Annotated in this window: 18 protein-coding genes; 8 read left to right on the forward strand and 10 right to left on the reverse strand. The window is 42.9% G+C overall.

Translation table 11 applies throughout. The features are described 5' to 3' along the window. The first annotated feature begins 40 nt into the window (after positions 1 to 40). The 8 genes from QYC40_RS15800 (at position 41) to QYC40_RS15835 (ending at position 7,376) form a co-directional block, all read left to right on the forward strand. Entirely contained in the window at positions 41 to 1,204 is a 1,164-nt protein-coding gene (locus QYC40_RS15800) for a class I SAM-dependent RNA methyltransferase (RefSeq protein WP_301991111.1), read from the forward strand. Next, on the forward strand, positions 1,182 to 1,850 hold the full coding sequence (locus QYC40_RS15805) for an HD domain-containing protein (protein WP_301991112.1): 669 nt from the start codon (positions 1,182 to 1,184) through the stop codon (positions 1,848 to 1,850). Before QYC40_RS15800 ends, QYC40_RS15805 begins: the two co-directional genes overlap by 23 nt. 174 nt (positions 1,851 to 2,024) lie before the next feature. After that, complete coding sequence (locus tag QYC40_RS15810; protein ID WP_301991114.1) at positions 2,025 to 2,879, forward strand: phosphodiester glycosidase family protein; 855 nt, start codon at positions 2,025 to 2,027, stop codon at positions 2,877 to 2,879. Positions 2,880 to 2,891: 12 nt separating this feature from the next. Continuing rightward, the gene (locus QYC40_RS15815) at positions 2,892 to 3,653 is read left to right on the forward strand and encodes a glycerophosphodiester phosphodiesterase family protein (protein ID WP_301991115.1); all 762 of its coding nucleotides are present in this window, start codon (positions 2,892 to 2,894) and stop codon (positions 3,651 to 3,653) included. A 1-nt stretch (position 3,654) separates the two neighbouring features. After that, positions 3,655 to 4,506, forward strand: a complete 852-nt coding sequence (locus QYC40_RS15820; protein WP_301991116.1) for an endonuclease/exonuclease/phosphatase family protein — start codon at positions 3,655 to 3,657, stop codon at positions 4,504 to 4,506. Positions 4,507 to 4,672: 166 nt separating this feature from the next. Next, a complete protein-coding gene (locus tag QYC40_RS15825) occupies positions 4,673 to 5,449 on the forward strand; it encodes a DUF4197 domain-containing protein (protein ID WP_301991117.1) in 777 nt (258 codons plus the stop codon). Positions 5,450 to 5,479: 30 nt separating this feature from the next. After that, positions 5,480 to 6,733, forward strand: coding sequence for a peptidase T (pepT, locus tag QYC40_RS15830; RefSeq protein WP_301991119.1), 1,254 nt, complete (start codon positions 5,480 to 5,482; stop codon positions 6,731 to 6,733). A gap of 76 nt (positions 6,734 to 6,809) precedes the next feature. Next, positions 6,810 to 7,376: a nitroreductase gene (locus tag QYC40_RS15835; protein ID WP_301991121.1), complete on the forward strand. Its 567-nt coding sequence runs from the start codon at positions 6,810 to 6,812 to the stop codon at positions 7,374 to 7,376. Positions 7,377 to 7,409: 33 nt separating this feature from the next. On the opposite strand, the gene QYC40_RS15840 is transcribed toward QYC40_RS15835, so the two are convergent. The 10 genes from QYC40_RS15840 to QYC40_RS15885 all read right to left on the reverse strand — a co-directional run bounded on the left by QYC40_RS15840 (position 7,410) and on the right by QYC40_RS15885 (position 18,582). Then, positions 7,410 to 8,051, reverse strand: a complete 642-nt coding sequence (locus QYC40_RS15840; RefSeq protein WP_301991122.1) for a hypothetical protein — start codon at positions 8,049 to 8,051, stop codon at positions 7,410 to 7,412. Continuing rightward, the gene (locus QYC40_RS15845; protein WP_301991124.1) at positions 8,051 to 8,587 is read right to left on the reverse strand and encodes an RNA polymerase sigma factor; all 537 of its coding nucleotides are present in this window, start codon (positions 8,585 to 8,587) and stop codon (positions 8,051 to 8,053) included. Before QYC40_RS15845 ends, QYC40_RS15840 begins: the two co-directional genes overlap by 1 nt. A gap of 246 nt (positions 8,588 to 8,833) precedes the next feature. Next, positions 8,834 to 10,522: a hypothetical protein gene (locus tag QYC40_RS15850; RefSeq protein WP_301991126.1), complete on the reverse strand. Its 1,689-nt coding sequence runs from the start codon at positions 10,520 to 10,522 to the stop codon at positions 8,834 to 8,836. Between the two features lie 16 nt (positions 10,523 to 10,538). Further along, a complete protein-coding gene (locus QYC40_RS15855) occupies positions 10,539 to 10,973 on the reverse strand; it encodes a lipocalin family protein (RefSeq protein ID WP_301991129.1) in 435 nt (144 codons plus the stop codon). A 175-nt stretch (positions 10,974 to 11,148) separates the two neighbouring features. Further along, complete coding sequence (locus tag QYC40_RS15860) at positions 11,149 to 12,402, reverse strand: YeiH family protein (protein ID WP_301991131.1); 1,254 nt, start codon at positions 12,400 to 12,402, stop codon at positions 11,149 to 11,151. 15 nt (positions 12,403 to 12,417) lie between these two features. Continuing rightward, positions 12,418 to 13,329 (reverse strand): TIGR01777 family oxidoreductase, encoded by a 912-nt coding sequence (locus QYC40_RS15865; protein ID WP_301991132.1) that lies wholly within the window; start codon positions 13,327 to 13,329, stop codon positions 12,418 to 12,420. Next, on the reverse strand, positions 13,329 to 14,762 hold the full coding sequence (locus tag QYC40_RS15870; RefSeq protein WP_301991133.1) for an NAD(P)/FAD-dependent oxidoreductase: 1,434 nt from the start codon (positions 14,760 to 14,762) through the stop codon (positions 13,329 to 13,331). Before QYC40_RS15870 ends, QYC40_RS15865 begins: the two co-directional genes overlap by 1 nt. A 235-nt stretch (positions 14,763 to 14,997) precedes the next feature. Beyond that, positions 14,998 to 16,791, reverse strand: a complete 1,794-nt coding sequence (locus QYC40_RS15875; RefSeq protein WP_301991135.1) for an acyl-CoA dehydrogenase family protein — start codon at positions 16,789 to 16,791, stop codon at positions 14,998 to 15,000. Between the two features lie 35 nt (positions 16,792 to 16,826). After that, complete coding sequence (locus QYC40_RS15880) at positions 16,827 to 17,999, reverse strand: acetyl-CoA C-acyltransferase (RefSeq protein ID WP_301991136.1); 1,173 nt, start codon at positions 17,997 to 17,999, stop codon at positions 16,827 to 16,829. A gap of 223 nt (positions 18,000 to 18,222) precedes the next feature. Then, complete coding sequence (locus QYC40_RS15885; RefSeq protein WP_301991137.1) at positions 18,223 to 18,582, reverse strand: four helix bundle protein; 360 nt, start codon at positions 18,580 to 18,582, stop codon at positions 18,223 to 18,225. Positions 18,583 to 18,600: the final 18 nt, after the last annotated feature.

Genomic DNA, 18,600 nt, shown 5'->3' on the forward strand with positions numbered 1-18,600 from the left:
AATCAAATTTTGCTAAGAGAATAAGTAACTTTGCAGAAATATGGCAGAAGTTTTCAACACCCAAAGCAAGGTAATCATTACTTGCAACCGTCGCTTATCTCCTTATCTGGAGCAAGAAGTGAGAGATTTAGGATTCGAAATTAAGCGTGCATTCAATACCGGCGTCGAGGTGAAAGCCTCTGTAAATGAGTGTATCAAGTTAAATTTAAACTTACGCACGGCCAGCCAAGTATTGTATGAAATCAAATCGTTCAGGGCGAGTGATGCCAACGAACTATACAAGCAATTATTGGGGATTAGCTGGGAGGATATCATCCCGTTTGACGGCTACTTCTCCGTAACATCCAACGTACATAATGAAACGATCACGACGCCATTATTTGCCAATGTCAAGGTGAAAGATGCAATTGTAGATCGTATAAAAGATAAAAAAGGATTACGTCCGAACACGGGACCAGATTTATCCAAGGCTGTTATCCATTTGCATTGGATGGAAGACCGTGCGGAGATCTTTTTAGATACTTCGGGCGAAACCTTAGCGAAGCATGGCTACCGTAAGCATCCGGGGAAAGCCCCGATGCTGGAAGCATTAGCATCTGCCACAATATTCGCGACACAGTGGGACGGTAAATCGCCTTTTGTAAATCCGATGTGTGGTTCCGGTACTCTGGCGATTGAGGCGGCATTGATTGCGCAGAATCGTAAACCGGGGTTGCAGCGTATGAATTACTCTTTCATGCACTTTATCGGTTATAATGAAGAGGTTTTCTTTGAGGAACGTCGCATATTGAAAGAAATTACCGACAAACAGAACCTACCGCATATCATCGCCTCGGATATTTCAGCAGATGCGATTGAAATATCCAAATCTAATGCCCGTACCGCTGGCGTAGAGCATTTGATTGAATTTGAAGTTTGTGATTTTGCAGATACAACGATTCCAGTAGGTGATGGTGTGATCATGTTCAACCCGGAATATGGCGAACGTTTGGGAGTTCACAGCAAATTGGAGCTTACCTACAAACGCATGGGCGACTTCTTAAAGCAAGATTGCAAAGGCTACCGTGGCTATGTTTTTACGGGAAACCCAGATTTAGCGAAGAAAATCGGCCTACGTGCATCTAGAAGATTTGAATTCTTCAACGGTAAATTAGATTGTCGCTTGTTACAATACGAACTTTATGAAGGAACAAAAGAAAAGTAAGGAAGAGATCCTCGACCTGACGGTTGCTTTTGTTCAGGACACATTGAAAGATGCCGAGTCTGGTCATGACTGGTGGCACATTCAACGAGTGTGGAATAATACCAAGCATATTCTGCAACACGAAAAAGCAGATCCCTTAGTTTGCGAGTTGACGGCCCTATTGCATGATATTGCCGACAGTAAATTCCATGATGGCGATGAAACTATTGGTCCGCGCGTGGCTGGAGAATTCCTTCAATCTATCGATGTGGATCAGGATGTTATACAACATGTGCAACAGATTATCCTGAACATGTCGTTCAAAGCTTCTTTGGGCGAAGTGACTTTCCATTCGAAAGAATTGGAGGTTGTGCAGGATGCAGACCGCTTAGATGCGATTGGTGCTATCGGGATTGTTCGGGCTTTCACCTATGGTGGATTTAAGAACCGTGAAATCTATAATCCGAATATTCCAGTGCAAGTGAATCAAGATAAGGAGTCCTACAAGAATACGACAGCTCCGACAATCAATCATTTCTACGAGAAATTGTTGCTGCTAAAAGATAAGATGAATACGCCGACCGCAAAAGCAATTGCCGAGAAACGCCATCAGTATATGGAAGGTTTCTTGGATCAATTTTATGCGGAATGGAACGGTGAAATGTAAAAGGGGACAGAATTAGAATACTTCCTCTCTACTCTCTTCAATGAAGCGGGATAAAAACAATTATTTATCAATTACCGTTCAATTGCAACAATTTTATTAAGATTTAAACGCTCCAAAGCATTTTTAATAATAACTTAACATAATTTGGGTAACTTCGATAAAATGATTTAAACCATGCATCGAAGTTACTTTTTCAAGCTAAACTACCTTCTTTTCCTATTTTTATCCTGTTCGATTCTGCATAGCCATGCACAATCTTCTGATTCACTCACCGTGGTTAATAAGGAATGGACGGTGAAGAAAGTTGCAAAGGGCGTCGAATGGAAGCAAGGTCATTTCGATAATCTTTTCAACAGTGTGCAAGAAGTCAACTGGATTGAAATAGATTTGAAAAAACAGGGGAAAAATCTGCATCTAGCTGCAGATTCCAAGATACTTAAACCAACCTCTGAATTCGCTTTAGAGAACAATGCTTTGGTCGCTATCAATGGTGGCTTCTTCAATATGAAAGATGGCGGAGCGGTTGATTATATTAGAGTCGATGGACAAGTTATCAACCAGACTGCCAAAGAATCTGACCGGGCAAACGCGGTCTTGAGCATTGACAGGAAGCGTGTAACAATCCAGCCTGCAACCAGAGAAAATGTGGAAGATTCCCAATCTCGCAACCTGATGCTATCGGGTCCACTACTCCTTCAAAGCGCAAACCGCTATAATCTTGGCAAGAACGCATTTAACGATAATCGACACCCTAGAACAGCTGTTGGCATTGCCAAAAAGAACAAATTGATCCTATTGGTTGTCGATGGTAGAAATGCGCAGGCACAGGGCATGAGCCTACATGAGCTTGCCTCGCTGATGAAATGGATTGGCGCACAAGACGCTATGAATCTTGACGGCGGTGGAAGTTCTACCCTTTTTGTAAAAGGCGGAAGTCCGAACGACATCGTCAATTACCCATCAGACAATAAGAAATTCGACCACGAAGGACAAAGAAACGTGGCGAATATTATCTATCTTAAAAACTAACACCATTATAAAATGAAAAAATCCTTTTTATTAGTTGCTATGACTATAGTTTTCCATGTCGGCTTATTCGCGCAAACTTCTATCATCGCGCATCGCGGCGTGTGGAAAAACACACAGCTTCCGCAGAATTCCATCGCATCCTTGAATGCGGCAATCGAACAAAAACTATGGGGCTCTGAATTCGATGTGCATTTGACGAAAGACGATGTGTTAGTCGTATGCCACGACCATGATTTTTACGGATTGGAAATCGAACAATTAACCTATAAAGAGTTACTTGCAAAGAAACATCCCAATGGGGAGTCAATTCCGACCGTAGAAGAGTATTTAACGGCTGGTTTAAAGCAAAAGAACACGAAATTAATTTACGAACTAAAAACAAGCAGAATCAGCAAAGAGCGAACGTTGAAAGCGGTAGAACTTTCCTTAGCAATCGTCAAAAAGATGAAAGCAACGAAAATGGTCGAGTATATTGCTTTCGACTGGGATGCCTGTTTAAAATTCCGCCAGCTAGACAAAAATGCCAAAGTGCATTACCTAAATGGAGATAAAACGCCAGCGCAAGTGAAAGAAGCCAAATTAAACGGTATAGATTACAACCTGAACGTCTTTAAAAAGAATCCAACATGGATTAAGGAAAGTAAGGACTTGAAATTGAAGGTAAACGTTTGGACGGTAAACAACGAAGCAGATATGAAATACTTTTTAAATGAAGAAGTTGATTATATTACCACGGATGAACCAGAACTACTATCAAAAATAATCAACAAATAAAATGAAGAAAATCCTAATCAACCTAACCCTACTATTACTTGTCAGTTTTTCTTATGCTCAAAAGTTCAATGTTGCGACCTTCAATGTAGCGACATTTAATATCCGAATGAAAACAAAAGCGGATACCGGCAACCTTTGGGATGTGAGAAAACATGCGGTAAACAACCTCATCAAATACCACGAATTTGATATTTTCGGCGTTCAAGAAGCCTTTAAGGAACAGTTAGATGATATGCTATCGGCACTTCCTAACTTTCAGTATATCGGCGTAGGACGCGATGATGGCTCCAACAAAGGAGAACATTCCGCGATCCTCTACAATACAAATCGCTTCAAGATCTTGAAGAACGGCACTTTCTGGCTGTCGGCAACCGACACCGAAAAACCGAATAAGGGTTGGGACGCAGCATTACCACGTATTTGTACCTGGGGAGTTTTCCAAGACAAAAACAATGGCAAGAAGTTTATCATGATGAATACTCACTTCGACCATATCGGTAAAGAAGCGCGTGTGGAAAGTGCAAAGCTGATGATGGCAAAAGCGAAAGAATTAGCAAAAGATCTTCCTTTGATCATTACTGGCGACTTCAATGTGGATGAGAACAACCCGGCATATTTCACCTTAGCGAAGAGCAATGTCGTACAAGATGTCTACGACCTATCCCCTATTATCTATGAACCTAATTCGACTTTCAACGCATGGGGAAAAGATATCAAGGAGAAAGGACGTATCGATCATATCTTTATCAGCAAACCTTTCAAAGTATTGAAGTACGGCGTATTGACCGACACTTATCTAGGTCGCTACCCATCCGACCATTTCCCAGTCGCTGCAACGCTTAGCTGGAAATAGTAGTGAGTAGTGAGTAGTTAGTAGTTAGACCTAGGGCGGGATTAGAAGTGAGACATTAGATATAAGATTTTAGACCTTGGGCTCTATCCAAGGTCTAAAATCTAATGTCTTATATCTAATATCTCACTTCTAATATCTAATCCCTATTTTTACAAAAAAATTAACTATGAATAACTATCTCAAAATATCCTTGGGTGCCGCTGTTCTATTTCTTTCAAGCTGCGAAAGTTTAAACACGGGTGGTTTCACCCTTCCTCCACAGGGAACAGGTACAACAGGCACAGGCTCAACGACAACTCCTGCTGGCACTACTGGCAGCATTACACAATCCGAGGCCAATCAAGGCGTTAAACAAGCGCTAAGCAATGGACTGAACGAAAGTATCCGCGTATTATCTCTAAAAGATGGTTTCTTAGGGGATGCTGCGGTTAAGATATTAATGCCAGAGGAAGCGAGAAAAGTAGAATCGGCGCTTCGTGCGGTAGGAATGGGCAATCTATGCGATCAATTCATCATGAGTATGAATCGTGCCGCGGAAACAGCCGTAAAAGAAGCCTCATCGGTCTTTGTGGGTTCTCTTTCGAGAATGACCGTTACTGATGCATTCAACATTCTTCTGAGCGGACAGCAAGATGCTGCAACGCAATTTTTCAAAAGAAGCACTACGGCCGAGTTGACGACTCGTTTCAGTCCTATCATACAGTCGGCAATGGGCAAAAACAATGTTTCCACCTACTGGAATCAATTAACGAGCGCATACAACAAATTGCCTCTAGGCAATAAAATCGAAACAGACTTAACAGCTTATGTGACGCAACGCGCTATCGCTGGTCTTTTCGTGAAAGTTGCTGATCAGGAGCTTAAGATTCGTCAGAACTTGGGCGGATCGAGAAACTCCAGCATCTTGAATAAAGTATTCGGTTGGGCAGACCAACAAAAGTAAGATAGCGTAGAAATTTGTAGATTTGCCATTATGGAAATTAACGATATAAAAGATTTTCAGGTCGCTGAAAACTTCAGAAGATACGTACAGATCGATACGCAATCCGATGTAAATTCTACAACGGTTCCTTCCACCGAGAAGCAAAAAAACCTGAGTCGTGTGCTTGTCGAAGAGCTACTGGCAATAGGCATTGAAGATGCACACCTTGATGAGCTAGGTTATGTCTATGCAACGATCCCTTCGAATACCGATAAAAAAGTACCGGTTATTTGCTTCTGTTCGCATGTTGATACCTCTCCGGACTCTTCAGGAACGGATGTTAAACCCATCATCCACCGCAATTATCAAGGTCAAGACCTGGTGCTTCCGGATGATAATAAAATCGTTATTCGCCTGTCGGAGCATCCTGACTTAAAGGATCAAATCGGAAATGATGTGATTACCGCTAGTGGAAAAACATTACTTGGCGCTGATGATAAAGCTGGTGTAGCAGAAATCATGGATGCTGCGCGCATACTGATGCAGAACCCAGAGATTAAACACGGTGATATCAAGATACTTTTCACTCCTGACGAGGAAATCGGTCGTGGCGTTGACCATGCTGATCTTAAGAAATTAGGTGCAGATTACGGCTACACGATGGACGGAGAACGCGCTGGCACCCTAGAGGATGAAACATTCTCGGCTGATGGCGTTCGCATCAAGATTGACGGTATCTCTATTCACCCGGGATATGCGAAGAACAAAATGGTCAATGCGTTGAAAATTGCAGCAGATTTGATCGACAGTCTTCCAAAAGATAGATTATCACCGGAAACAACATCCGGGAAAGAAGGTTTTGTACACCCGGTCCACATAACAGGTTCGGTAGAAGAGGCAACGATCGACTTTATTATCCGCGATCATGACACTAAGAAATTGGCAGAGCACGAAGCAGAATTAGAGGCTATCGCTAAAGAGGTAGTTGCTAAGTATGCTGGCGCTAGCTTCACTTTTACGGTGAACGAGCAGTACCGCAACATGAAGGAAGTATTGGATCAGCATCCTCGCGTTGTTGATATCGCGATGATGGGAATTGAGCGCGCCGGCATGAAAGCTGAAAAGCGCAGCATCCGCGGAGGAACCGATGGTTCAAGATTATCTTTTATGGGTCTTCCATGTCCGAATATCTTTGCTGGCGGTCATGCATTCCACGGGAAACAAGAATGGGTTTCGGTACAGGATATGCAGAAAGCGGTATTAACGATTTTACATATTGCTGCCCTGTGGGAAGAAGTGGCGTAAGCCGAAATGAAGAGTAAAGGCACATAATTAACTTGTAAAAGTCTATCTTTAGCAATTAAACAGTATACGAAAGGACATGCAAAACAACGAAGTATTAAAAGCAATTCAAACGAGAAGATCTGTATTCCAGACTTCATTCACCAATGAAGAGGTTAGCAGAGAAGATATATTAACGATTTTAGAAGCGGCAAACGCGGCTCCTACGCATAAGCGTACGCAGCCATGGCGCTTCGTCATCTTCCGTAAAGAAGGGTTACTACGCCTAGGCGATGAGCTAGCACGTATTTGCAAAAGCGTAACACCGGCGGAGAAGTATACCGAATTGACAGAACAAAACATGGCGAAGAAAGCGACGCAATCCAACGCAGCAATTGCTATTGTGGTGAACTATACAGGCGATGTGCCTGAATGGGAAGAACTATGTGCTACAGCAGCATCGGTAGAAAACATGTGGTTAGCTGCTCATTCCCTTGGTTTGGGAGGATACTGGGCATCTCCAGGATTGATTAACCATATCGGTCCTTTCTTAAATCTAGAGCCTAATCAGAAATGTATCGGATTCTTCTACTTAGGACACCATGAGTCGGAAGAACGCGAACCTGTTCGCACGCCGATCGAAGATAAAATCAGATGGGAAGAATAATCCCTAAAGAAAAATAGGTGCTCTTAAGAGCACCTATTTTTTTGAATCTATACGTATATCCAACTTCCCTACTTTTCCTGTCCACCTCACCTTTTCTTGCAGGAAGCTGGCAACCGTTATAGCCATGGTGTTATTTGTATTCTTAATAAATTTAATATCCTGCGCTTCACCGTCAATTAAATTAAACTCCAATTGCAATTCCGCATCTCCAACGATGTCTCTCAATTCCGCATTCAATTCTTCGTTAAACATTTCCCATCCGCCTACAGGTAAAGCATCTGAATCTGAAAGTGTGCTAGTCGTTAGGCGTAGGTGTTCTTCCATCAGTAGCACCTCGTTCGTTGTCTCTTTTGCTGGCTGGCTGATAAATTTGAAGAAAATTAAAGAACAGGCTACTAAAAACAACACGGCACCCGCTGCCCCAATAGTCAGCCGTTGCCAGCTGTAAAAACGCTTATCACGCTCGGCACCCTTCGTTGCTAAGCGTTGTGCTAAGCGTTGCTGCAAAATACTTAGCTGATGAACATCGACTCCGTTTTGCGCTCTATAACCGTCAATGGCATCTTGCAGAAAAGGATCATTCAATGCCTCACGCTCCATCTCATACATCTCCTCCTTACTCATGAGCCCCATGACGTAATTATGAATTCTCGATAACTGGTAATTATTTTCCATTACTTCTTCTCCATACATATTTTGAGATTCCGCCTTCCGTTTTGGATGTAGCTCTTCACTTTCGAGAGCTCAAAACCCGTCAGATCGACGATATCCTTATAACACTTTTGTTCCAAATAGAATAGGCGAATACACTGTTGCTGCTCGCTGGCCAAGCCCGAAATACAGACCTCCAGCTTATCAAAATCCTGTTCCTCCCAACGCTGCTCATCCTTGCTGCTCAGTTTCTGCTCGCTTTCATACAGGTTATCTTCTATATCTACCTTGGTAATCTGTTTATCTTTACGCAACTGCATCAAACAATAGTTGCGCGCATAAACATATAACCAACTCTTAAAATTATCGACCTCGTGCGTGCGTAATTTCACAATCAACTCGTCGAATATCTGCATCACCGCATCTTGACTCTGCTCTGCATCCTGAAGGTATTTAAAACAAACACCATAGAGCAGCGACATATAGGGAGAATACAGTTTCCCCAAGCTATCCAAGTTGCCTGTTTGCCTGTAGTGTTGTAGCAGCTCTTTCTCGTTCATACTTTTTTACCTTCATCAATAAGATGATTCAAGATACGTAATTCCATAAATTATTTGCAAAATATGCTAGTCTAGATGGGGGAACAGCAGCATTATAGATAAAAGACTTTCATATTTCCATTGAAATAGAAAGGAATGAATGTTCTTGATGATTGCTGAAAACAGAAATGTTCAAAAAATAAGGGACTGTATATGCATACAGTCCCCGGTTTTACACTTAAACTATTAAATAAAAAATCGCTAGCATTAAAAGTAAAACTTAATACTAGGACTGATGTATTTCAGGGTGGCATCTTTGCCATTTCTAAATTTGGTTATTTGGTATTCGACATCGTTGATGACCTGCGTATCGGAAGTCGCATATAACGGCATATAACCCATACCGTATCCAATACCCAATTGGAAACCTTTTCCAAGACGGTAGCTCAAACCAAGTTTACCTGCTAAATAATAGGTAAAGCCACTAGGATTGATCTCTTCGTCAAAACGGCTCATAATCACACCACCATGTATATCGGTCTCGATATTCGCATGCAGTCCTTTATACAGTCTAGGGTAAAGCGCAAAGCGAAATCCGACGGTGGCTACTTTGACGTCATCCTTGTACTTAAACTCCCCTGCTTCGTTGCCCGATTTCACGTATTCCATTTCATAACTTCGGCTGGGTAGGAAGCTCCACGTGAGGGCAGTGGTAAATTGGAAAAGATCATCTATCGCATCCTTGCTCATCGGTATCGTCACATAATACTGCCTAAACGCGCTTGTTTCGCCTTCTTTCTTTGGTGAAAAGTTATATTCCAATTGGAATGCAAAATCAGCAATAAAGTCCTGAGCGACACTTACCGCTTGGGTAACAACCGCCGCCGTAGTCTCATTATTCTCTAAATACTGCTTAATATTCCTTATTTCTTGATCATAAGGATTGCGCTGCAGATATTCAGCGCTGCTGGAGATCAGGCCTTGTACCATTTTCTCCTTACTAGCACCAAATTGAGAGCCTCCCACATTATAAGCACCTCCAACAATTTGATTGTAATTAGTTACAATATTATATCGCAAGCGCGCGTCGTATTCACTCACACTCATCGGCTTTTCTTCCTCTTTCTTCTTTTCTTCTTTTTTGGCTTCTTCTTTTTTAGCCTCTTCCGGTTTTTCTTCCTCTTTATCCTTCTCGTCTTCTACCTTCTTTTTATCTTCTGCTTCCTTGCGTTTTTTGTTTTCCACCAAGGATGCCAATCGGTTCTTCAAGTTCGCAAGACTGCTGTTGGATGGATCAAGCTGTTCCACCAAGCCAATCTTGGCACTTGCCAGTGCGACGTCTTCTGCACTAATCGCCCGACTAGCTTCCAAAGCAACTTCCGCGGCTTTCTTCTTGTCGGATCCTCCTTTTAAAAACCTTTCAATTGCGGCATTCGCGGCATCAAAGTTATCGATGTCGACCGAGTTGATGACGACTTCGAGCTGTGGACTTTGAACAGATGTCTGCAGAATATTCTTCTCGAACCATTCCGTCGAAACTCCCTCTTTAAATACCTTGTTATTATCGCCTAATGCACCGGAGTTATCCAGATAACCTCCCACATTAATTTGAGCGCCTTTGGAGTCAATTATCCTACCGGCATTATCTTTTGCGGTCAATTGGCCCGTCATACTTTTAACTCGGATCTGTTTGATTTCCGGGAACTGACTAGCGGAATACTTCTTCCCCTTATACACATACTCATCACCGATTTGTACATCCACCGGATTCCATCCGATGAGCAACATATCGCCGTACTTGAACATTCGGACGTTGAGGCCGAATTGCACATACTGTATACCATTGCTCCCTGTGCCGTTATAATAGCCTGAGGTTTTCGTTTTATATTCCTGCCCGTACAAATAATTACCGACGAGAATAAACAGCAAGACAATGCTGTAAATTTTTCCTTTCATGACTTGTTGCTTTAAGTTAATTCGATTTGCGATAAGTCACGCGGAAATATGTTCCCGTAGTGCTGCCGGAGTCCCATGAGATGACGAGGTCGCTAGCATTCAATTTTTCGACTGTACGTGGGAAATCTCCGGTATATTTGGTATAGGTATAAGTCACGGTAGATTGATTGGAAGAGAGTTTCCAAGTTCCCGATATTCCCGTGTTTGCGCCGGCACAAGCTCCTGAGGTCTGGCTAAACTGTCCATCGGCACTGTAGGTCTGCTTTTCTTGCAATCTGCAGGACAAATCACTTACTGGAGCCCAAGTACCATTTACACCGGTCTTACGCTCATAATTTACCACTTGCCAAGTCCCCACAATTGGCGAGTCTTCGGTTTTGTCTTCATCTTTTTCACAGGAGGTGAAAATACATAGCGCGAATAAGATGTAAAGGAATTTCATTGCTTTCATATTCTTAATATTTAGTATTAATTGATGAAGCAAAGCTATTTATCCGGTAAAATGCTGACAATACCGAGCATTCGGTATTTTTTCGAAGATCATGTCTATATGCATAAAAAAGGGGAATGGCATTGCGCCCTTCCCCTTCTTTTTATCAAGAAATTTCTTCTATTATCGTTATTGTTTAGTTGAAGAGTGCCATCGCAATAATTAGCGTCACGAGGATGTTAAATGTCTGCGCAATGATAAATGCGTACAATGGCTTTTTGTTATCTTGTTTGAAAAGATCTTTGAAGTTAGTTTCCAGACCGATAGAGGTAAATGCGAGTGCAAACCACAAGCCTTGAATACTTTTAAGGCTATCTTTCACCATATCGTTGGCCTCCGGCGAAACTACGAATGAGAACATCAAAGACACAAACACAAAGCCCACGACGAACTTTGGAAACCTATCCCAAATAAGCTTTAATGTAGGTTTATCTTTCTTCGTTTCATCATCTACCGACTTGGAATACGTCCAATAAATACTGATGAAAAATGCTGCTATCCCTAATAATACATTCTGAGAAAACTTAACGATGGTACTAATCTTCAACGCTTCTTCACCCACTAATGAGCCTGATGCTACAACGGCACCCGTCGTATCAATACTACCGCCCAGCCAAGCACCCGTTACTTCCTGCGAAAGATTCATCCATTCCGCAAGATAGGGCATGAAGATCATCATCGGAATAGCCGTAATAAGCACTAAGGAAATGACATAAGAAAGCTTCTTTGTATCGCCTTTAATAGCTCCTGAAGTTGCAATTGCTGCCGACACCCCACAGATGGATACCGCACTGGACAACATCAGCGACATTTCTTTATCGATTTTCAATTTACGGCATACCCAATAGGCAAAATACCATACCGACACCACCACTAATAGCGCCTGGATAAGGCCTAATGACCCTGCCTTTAAGATATCTCCAAAGATTACCGTAGTACCCAATAACACTAGACCGATCTTAACATATAGTTCTGTGCTCAGTGCATCCTTGAACCACTGTGGCAATTTAAAGCAATTGCTGATGATCAAGCCGATGGCTAAGGAAAAGATAACAGCTTCCAGATTGTAATTCTTCACCGTCTCATTTCCTGCAATAATCAATGCGACTACGGTCAACAACATCACGATGGGGAATACAATAAGCAATGCTTTGAGGTCTTTGCGAAGCAGTATCGCGCCGAGGATTGCGGTGATATAAACTAATCCGAACTGAGCACCTATAATCTTTAAGTTGTCAAGGCTCAACACCTTATTGGTCAATGTTGCCGAGTCGGCCCAGCTAAAAGAAGGTTTTGGAATAATAACACCCGAAAGCGCTAGGATAATGATCGCAAGTCCTAAAATAACGACTACCCAATCTTCCGATATTGCAAATGGTTTAGTAGACATGAAAGTTTAAATTGATTATTTGATCAACTGTTTTATTGCGTCGTGAAGATAGGGAAAATTAAATTTAAAGCCGTTTTTTAGCGTAACATTTGTCGTTACAGGAACAGTTTCAAGAAGCAGTGTAGGGTCGGTTCCTTTTAGCAGTGCTCCGACCTTGGCAAGCGGCGCCGGCAAGGGCAAACCGATCGAACGACCAACAACCTGACGTAGCGTTTTCATAAAGATCTTATTCGGCTCAGGATGTGGGCTGCAAGCATGGTATATGGGTTCTCGCCGCTCTTGATCGATAATCCAGCAAACTAATCGACAGAAATCTTCCTCGTGTATCCAGGGCATCACCTGTTTTCCGGACCCAATAGTGCCGGCTAAACCCAATTTTGCCAAAGGCGTTAATTCGGAAATAATACCTGACTGTTTTGATAATACGGGGCTCATGCGCAGAATAACCTTCTCCGTTTGAGCTGTACTGGCTTGAGTGCAGGCAGCTTCCCAATCTAAAGAAAGCTTAGCCAGGAAATCATCTCCAAAGTCCTTGCCATGTTCATCTTGAAGTTCTTCCGCCCCATTAAAAATCGCCACTCCCGAGAAATTGATCCACAGTTTAACAGGGTTCTGCGATGATTGGATGGCGATAGCCAGTGCTTTAGTAGGTAACAATCGAGAATCATAGAGGAGCTTTTTGTTTTTCGCTGTAAAGCGCCTATTGATGGAGGCACCACTTAGGTTGATCAGCACGTCGGCACCTTCCAAGGCTTCCTTCCATTCGCCCTGCGTTTCGCCATCCCACATGACGAAATCTATCCCCGGATGATGCTTGACCATCTTTCTTCGCGAAAGGACAACGATCTCATCTTCGCGTTCTCTAAAATAGGGGATTAACAGATTACCTAAATTACCGGTTCCTCCGGCTAACACAATTCTTGCCATTATAGGGTGATTTTAACATTAAAATGATCCTCCAAGGCTATTCTTGCGGCGTGGAATCCACACATGCCATGCACACCTCCGCCTGGAGGCGTTGAAGAGGATGCTATATATACGTTCTTATTTGAAGTTCTATAGGGGGTTAAGGAAAAGCTTGGTCGGGTGTAGAGTTGAGCGAAATCCATAATCCCTCCGTTGATATCTCCGCCGACATAGTTTGGATTATAGCTTTCCATTTGCTGCGTATTGAAAGTATGCTTCGCCAAGATGGTATCTTTGAATCCAGGTGCGAAACGCTCGATCTGGTTTTCTATGATTTTTGTACAATCCGCCGTTGATCCATGTGGAACATGGCAGTATGCCCATGCCGTATGTTTCCCGGCGGGTGCACGTGTTGAATCGAACAGGCTTTGTTGAGATAATAGCACATAGGGTGCATCGGGAATACGTCCCTGCGCCGTATGATATTCCGCACGCGCAATTTCTTCATAAGTGCCGCCCAGATGCACGGTCGAAGACTGCATCACCGCCGCATTGCGAAAAGGAATAGGATCGGACAATGCCCAATCCATCTTAAACACACCCAAACCCTGCCGATAAGCTTTCAACTGGTTTCTATAGCCCGTTCTTAACGCCAATCCTTTGATATTTAAGACTTGCTTCGGAGTCATATCCAACAGTAAGACTTTGTGTTTGGGCAAGTGATTCACGTCATCTACCCAATAGTCGGTTTGAATGTTTCCTCCTATTGCCTTAAAATAAGACGCTAGCGCGTCGGCGACAGCTTGGGAGCCACCAAGGGCCATGGGCCAGCCGAAGCGATGTCCTACCGTCCCTAACATTATTCCAATGGCGGCTGTCGTCAGATTCTCTAAGGGTTGTATGCCATGGGCGCAAAGCCCCGCCCACAAAGCCTTCGCTTCGGTAGTTTCGAAGGTCTTCGCCATCATTGCCGCCGAAGGCAAAGCTTTTAGTCCAAACTTTGCCATCAGCATCGGATTGCGAGGGAATCTTAGGGGTCCAAGTACTGCCTGCGATAGATCATCCCATTGCTTCACAAAAGGCTCGAATAGCACTTTATAAGCGCTGCTGTCCTTACCTAATCCGAGAGCCGTTTGCTCAAGATCGCGATGTAAAATGGCAGCATGCTCTGTATCCAAAGGATGGGCCACTTCATTTGGTGCAAAGACAAACTGAAGACCGTGCTCGGCTAAGGGCAAGGTAGAAAGAAAAGGAGAAGCTAATGCCATGGGATGAATGGCAGAACAGATATCATGTTTAAATCCAGGAAGTGTGATTTCCTTCGTCCGCATCCCACCACCAAGCGTATCAGCGCCCTCAATCAATAAAGTTTGAAGTCCCTGTTGCTGCAATAAAATAGCAGCAGCAAAGCCATTCGGCCCAGAACCTACAACGATAGCATCATATGCGTCCAAAGTGTTATGGATTGGTGAATTATAAATTTAAACAATAAAATAGTATTTAGTACTTAGTACTTAGTATTTAGACCTATGACGCTCGTCTTGAACCAGGAAAGGAAGGACAATACTCTGATGTCTGAAATCTAATGTCTAACGTCTATTCCCGCCCTAGGTCTTTATACTAAGTACTAACTACTAAATACTAAAAAAGCCCCGATCTCTCGGGGCTTTTCCATAATCAACCTTAATACTAGAAACAGTATTTATTTTCTTCGATAAGCTTTTTAGCAATTCGCTGACGAGCATCTTTCACATTGAATGGTTGTGCTTTTGTAAAGCGACGAAGACCAACCAACATCATGTTTAATTCATCTCCTTCAGCGAAAGAGTACAAAGCTTCTTTACCTGCAATATTTACTTTGTCAACAGCTGAGTATAAGTATACTTTCGCCATATCCGCTGCGTAAGCTGCCTTTTCACCACCTACGGTGTGTTGTAATTTTTCTGCGCGCAATAATGCTGATTCAGCCACATATACATATCCAATGATATCAGCGATATTCATCAGGATTTCTTGTTCTTTAGACAAAGACATCATTAGTTTCTGCACTGCTGATCCTGCGATCATCAAACCTGCCTTTTTCAGGTTAGCGATGATTTTCTTCTCTGCAGCAAATGGAGTCTCATCCTCTTCGCCGAAGTCTGGAATAGACATCAATTCGCCAGCTACCGCTGTTGCAGGCCCCATTAAATCAATCTCACCTTTCATCGCACGTTTCAACAACATATCGATTACCAATAAGCGGTTCACCTCGTTGGTACCCTCGAAGATACGGTTGATACGAGCATCGCGGTATGCACGTTCCATCGGTGCATCGGCCGAATAACCCATACCACCATAAATCTGAACACCCTCGTCTACCACGTAGTCTAACATCTCCGAACACCACACTTTAATGATCGCACATTCGATCGCAAACTGCTCTACAGACTTCAACTTCGCTTTCGCTTCGTCCATTCCGCCAGCAATTAACGCATCATAGGCATCATCAATATTCTGTCCGGCACGGTAAGCCGCAGACTCGTTCGCAAACAAACGAATGGCAGACTCCGCAATCTTATAACGAATAGCACCGAATTTGGAAATAGGCAAGTTGAACTGTACGCGTTCGTTAGCATAGTTGATAGCCGTCGATAATACCGCACGAGCAGAACCAATCGTCGCAGCACCTAACTTAATACGACCAATATTTAAAATGTTAACCGCAATCTTGAATCCATTCTCGCGCTCAGATAACATGTTTTCTACAGGAACCGAACAATCGTTAAAGAAGATCTGGCGCGTCGAAGAACCTTTGATACCTAATTTATGCTCTTCAGGGTTCATGGTAATACCGCCGAAGTCTTTCTCTACGATAAATGCCGTTAGGTTTTTATCGTCATCAATCTTCGCGAATACGATATAGATATCAGCAAAGCCACCGTTTGTGATCCACATCTTCTGACCATTGATCAAATAATGCGTTCCTTCGGCATTTAATTTAGCGGATGTCCGACCTGAGTTGGCATCAGAACCCGAGTTAGGCTCTGTCAAGCAGTACGCTGCTTTCCATTCACCAGTACCCAATTTAGGAATATACTTCGCTTTCTGCTCCGCATTTCCATAGTAAAGGATTGGTAAAGTCCCGATACCTGTATGTGCTGACAAGGCTACTGCGAAGGAGAATCCACCACCTACCGCATCAGCTACCAACATGGAAGTATTGAAATTCTTTCCAAAACCTCCATATTCTTCCGGAATAGATACCCCCAACATACCTAGCTCACCCGCTTTGTCCATCAGGCTTTGCATCAATCCTTCCTCTTGCGCATCAATGCGCTCAAGTTTGTTCAACACTTCAGTATCTAAGAAATCGACACATGTTTGGCGAATCATCTGCGCCTCTTCATCGAATTCTTCTGGAATGAATATATCAGTATAAGGTGTTTCACGGATTACGAACTCACCTCCCTTAATTGCTTTATTTTTTACTTCTTCAGACATAATATTTTATTTTAAGCCTTGTTATACGTTTAATCTTATAGTAATTCGAATATACCAGCTGCTCCCTGTCCGGTTCCCACACACATCGTCACCATCCCGTATTTCTTTCCTTGGCGCTTCAATTCGTTCAATACCTGCACGGTCAACTTCGCACCGGTACAACCCAGCGGGTGTCCTAATGCTATTGCTCCACCATTGACATTCACTTTTTCCTCATCCAATCCTAATTCGCGAATCACCGCTAAAGACTGTGAAGCGAATGCCTCATTCAATTCGAATAGGTCGATATCTTCTTTCTTTAATCCGGCTTGCTCCAAAGCCTTCGGAATAGCGTAGATCGGACCGATACCCATAATACGCGGAGGAACACCTGCCACCGCATAGCTTACCAATTTCGCGATAGGCTGCAATCCTAATTCTTTCATCTTTGCTTCAGACATCACCAGTACGAATGCCGCACCATCTGATGTTTGCGATGAGTTACCCGCCGTAACACTACCGTCAGCAGCAAATACAGGTCTTAATTTTGCTAATGCCTCCAAAGTTGTATCCGCTCTAGGACCTTCATCCGTATCCACGACATATTCGCGCGTTGCCATCTTGCCATCTTTCAAGTAGTTTTCTTTAACCGTAATCGGCACAATACCATCTTTCAGATGACCATTTTTAATCGCTGCAACTGCTTTCTGATGCGATTTCAATGCGAAAGCATCTTGATCTTCACGTGAAACCTTATAGTCGTGAGCCACGGCTTCTGCCGTTAAACCCATCCCCCAGTACCAATCCGGATTTTCCTTCGCAACTACAGGGTTCGGAACGATCTTCCAGCCGCCAAAAGGCATCCCAGACATCACTTCCACACCGCCCGCGATAATCACATCGGCCATACCCGACTTAATCTTTGCTACAGCTGTCGCAATAGTTTCCAATCCCGATGCACAATAACGGTTTACCGTCACCCCCGGAACCTTATCCGTCTGCAAGCCCATCAAAGAGATCAAGCGTCCAACATTTAATCCCTGCTCCGCCTCTGGCATCGCATTCCCGACGATCACATCGTCGATTTCTTCTTTATTTAAATTTGGAACAGAGGCCACCAAATGCTTGATGACATCAGCCGCCAAATCATCCGCACGCATAAAGCGAAAACCACCTCTAGGGGCCTTCCCCACCGCTGTACGATATCCTGCTACAATGTATGCTTCCATGTTTTTTTAGATATTAGATGGGAGACATTAGATATTAGAACCTGCATTCTTCCCATTGTTTATACTTTAGATGTTTGAGGGAGACATTAGATATTTGAATCTGCATTCTTCCCATTTACTTAGATATTAGATCGGAGACATTAGACATTAGAATCTGTGGTCCTTCCATTATATCGTTACGATATTTTCTTTTTAAAGTAGAGCGTTTCTCTACTGTAAAGAATCAAACATCCTTCTTCAATTTCTTTTTAAAGCCGTAGATCATCTTTTGGATCTCGACGATATTTTTGCATATCTCTTCAGACTTTGATTTGTCCATTAAACCTAGTTTAGAAGCAATCGTGATTTGCGTTAAAAGTTCATAACAAGAACCATTCGCAATACTGAGAAACCGAGCGAACTCCTTATTTGAGTTCCTTCCTGCTCCCTCAGCGATATTTGATGCTACCGACACTGCTGCCCGCTTTATTTGATTTGACAACCCAAATTTTTCTTCTTTTGGAAAATCAGAAACTACTAGAAAAATCTCTGTCGCAAGCTTTATCGCCTTTTTCCAAACTTTAATTTCCTTCAGGTTATGCATTCTTTTCTATTGCCAGCT

This window comes from Sphingobacterium sp. BN32 (assembly GCF_030503615.1).
Taxonomy (GTDB): Bacteria; Bacteroidota; Bacteroidia; order Sphingobacteriales; family Sphingobacteriaceae; genus Sphingobacterium.

What these genes read in the sequence shown, in the direction of transcription:
- QYC40_RS15800 (WP_301991111.1), top strand. Translation starts at nt 41, where the DNA reads ATGGCAGAAGTTTTCAACACCCAAAGCAAGGTAATCATTACTTGCAAC.
- QYC40_RS15805 (WP_301991112.1), top strand. Translation starts at nt 1,182, where the DNA reads ATGAAGGAACAAAAGAAAAGTAAGGAAGAGATCCTCGACCTGACGGTT.
- QYC40_RS15810 (WP_301991114.1), top strand. Translation starts at nt 2,025, where the DNA reads ATGCATCGAAGTTACTTTTTCAAGCTAAACTACCTTCTTTTCCTATTT.
- QYC40_RS15815 (WP_301991115.1), top strand. Translation starts at nt 2,892, where the DNA reads ATGAAAAAATCCTTTTTATTAGTTGCTATGACTATAGTTTTCCATGTC.
- QYC40_RS15820 (WP_301991116.1), top strand. Translation starts at nt 3,655, where the DNA reads ATGAAGAAAATCCTAATCAACCTAACCCTACTATTACTTGTCAGTTTT.
- QYC40_RS15825 (WP_301991117.1), top strand. Translation starts at nt 4,673, where the DNA reads ATGAATAACTATCTCAAAATATCCTTGGGTGCCGCTGTTCTATTTCTT.
- pepT (WP_301991119.1), top strand. Translation starts at nt 5,480, where the DNA reads ATGGAAATTAACGATATAAAAGATTTTCAGGTCGCTGAAAACTTCAGA.
- QYC40_RS15835 (WP_301991121.1), top strand. Translation starts at nt 6,810, where the DNA reads ATGCAAAACAACGAAGTATTAAAAGCAATTCAAACGAGAAGATCTGTA.
- QYC40_RS15840 (WP_301991122.1), bottom strand. Translation starts at nt 8,051, where the DNA reads ATGGAAAATAATTACCAGTTATCGAGAATTCATAATTACGTCATGGGG.
- QYC40_RS15845 (WP_301991124.1), bottom strand. Translation starts at nt 8,587, where the DNA reads ATGAACGAGAAAGAGCTGCTACAACACTACAGGCAAACAGGCAACTTG.
- QYC40_RS15850 (WP_301991126.1), bottom strand. Translation starts at nt 10,522, where the DNA reads ATGAAAGGAAAAATTTACAGCATTGTCTTGCTGTTTATTCTCGTCGGT.
- QYC40_RS15855 (WP_301991129.1), bottom strand. Translation starts at nt 10,973, where the DNA reads ATGAAAGCAATGAAATTCCTTTACATCTTATTCGCGCTATGTATTTTC.
- QYC40_RS15860 (WP_301991131.1), bottom strand. Translation starts at nt 12,402, where the DNA reads ATGTCTACTAAACCATTTGCAATATCGGAAGATTGGGTAGTCGTTATT.
- QYC40_RS15865 (WP_301991132.1), bottom strand. Translation starts at nt 13,329, where the DNA reads ATGGCAAGAATTGTGTTAGCCGGAGGAACCGGTAATTTAGGTAATCTG.
- QYC40_RS15875 (WP_301991135.1), bottom strand. Translation starts at nt 16,791, where the DNA reads ATGTCTGAAGAAGTAAAAAATAAAGCAATTAAGGGAGGTGAGTTCGTA.
- QYC40_RS15880 (WP_301991136.1), bottom strand. Translation starts at nt 17,999, where the DNA reads ATGGAAGCATACATTGTAGCAGGATATCGTACAGCGGTGGGGAAGGCC.
- QYC40_RS15885 (WP_301991137.1), bottom strand. Translation starts at nt 18,582, where the DNA reads ATGCATAACCTGAAGGAAATTAAAGTTTGGAAAAAGGCGATAAAGCTT.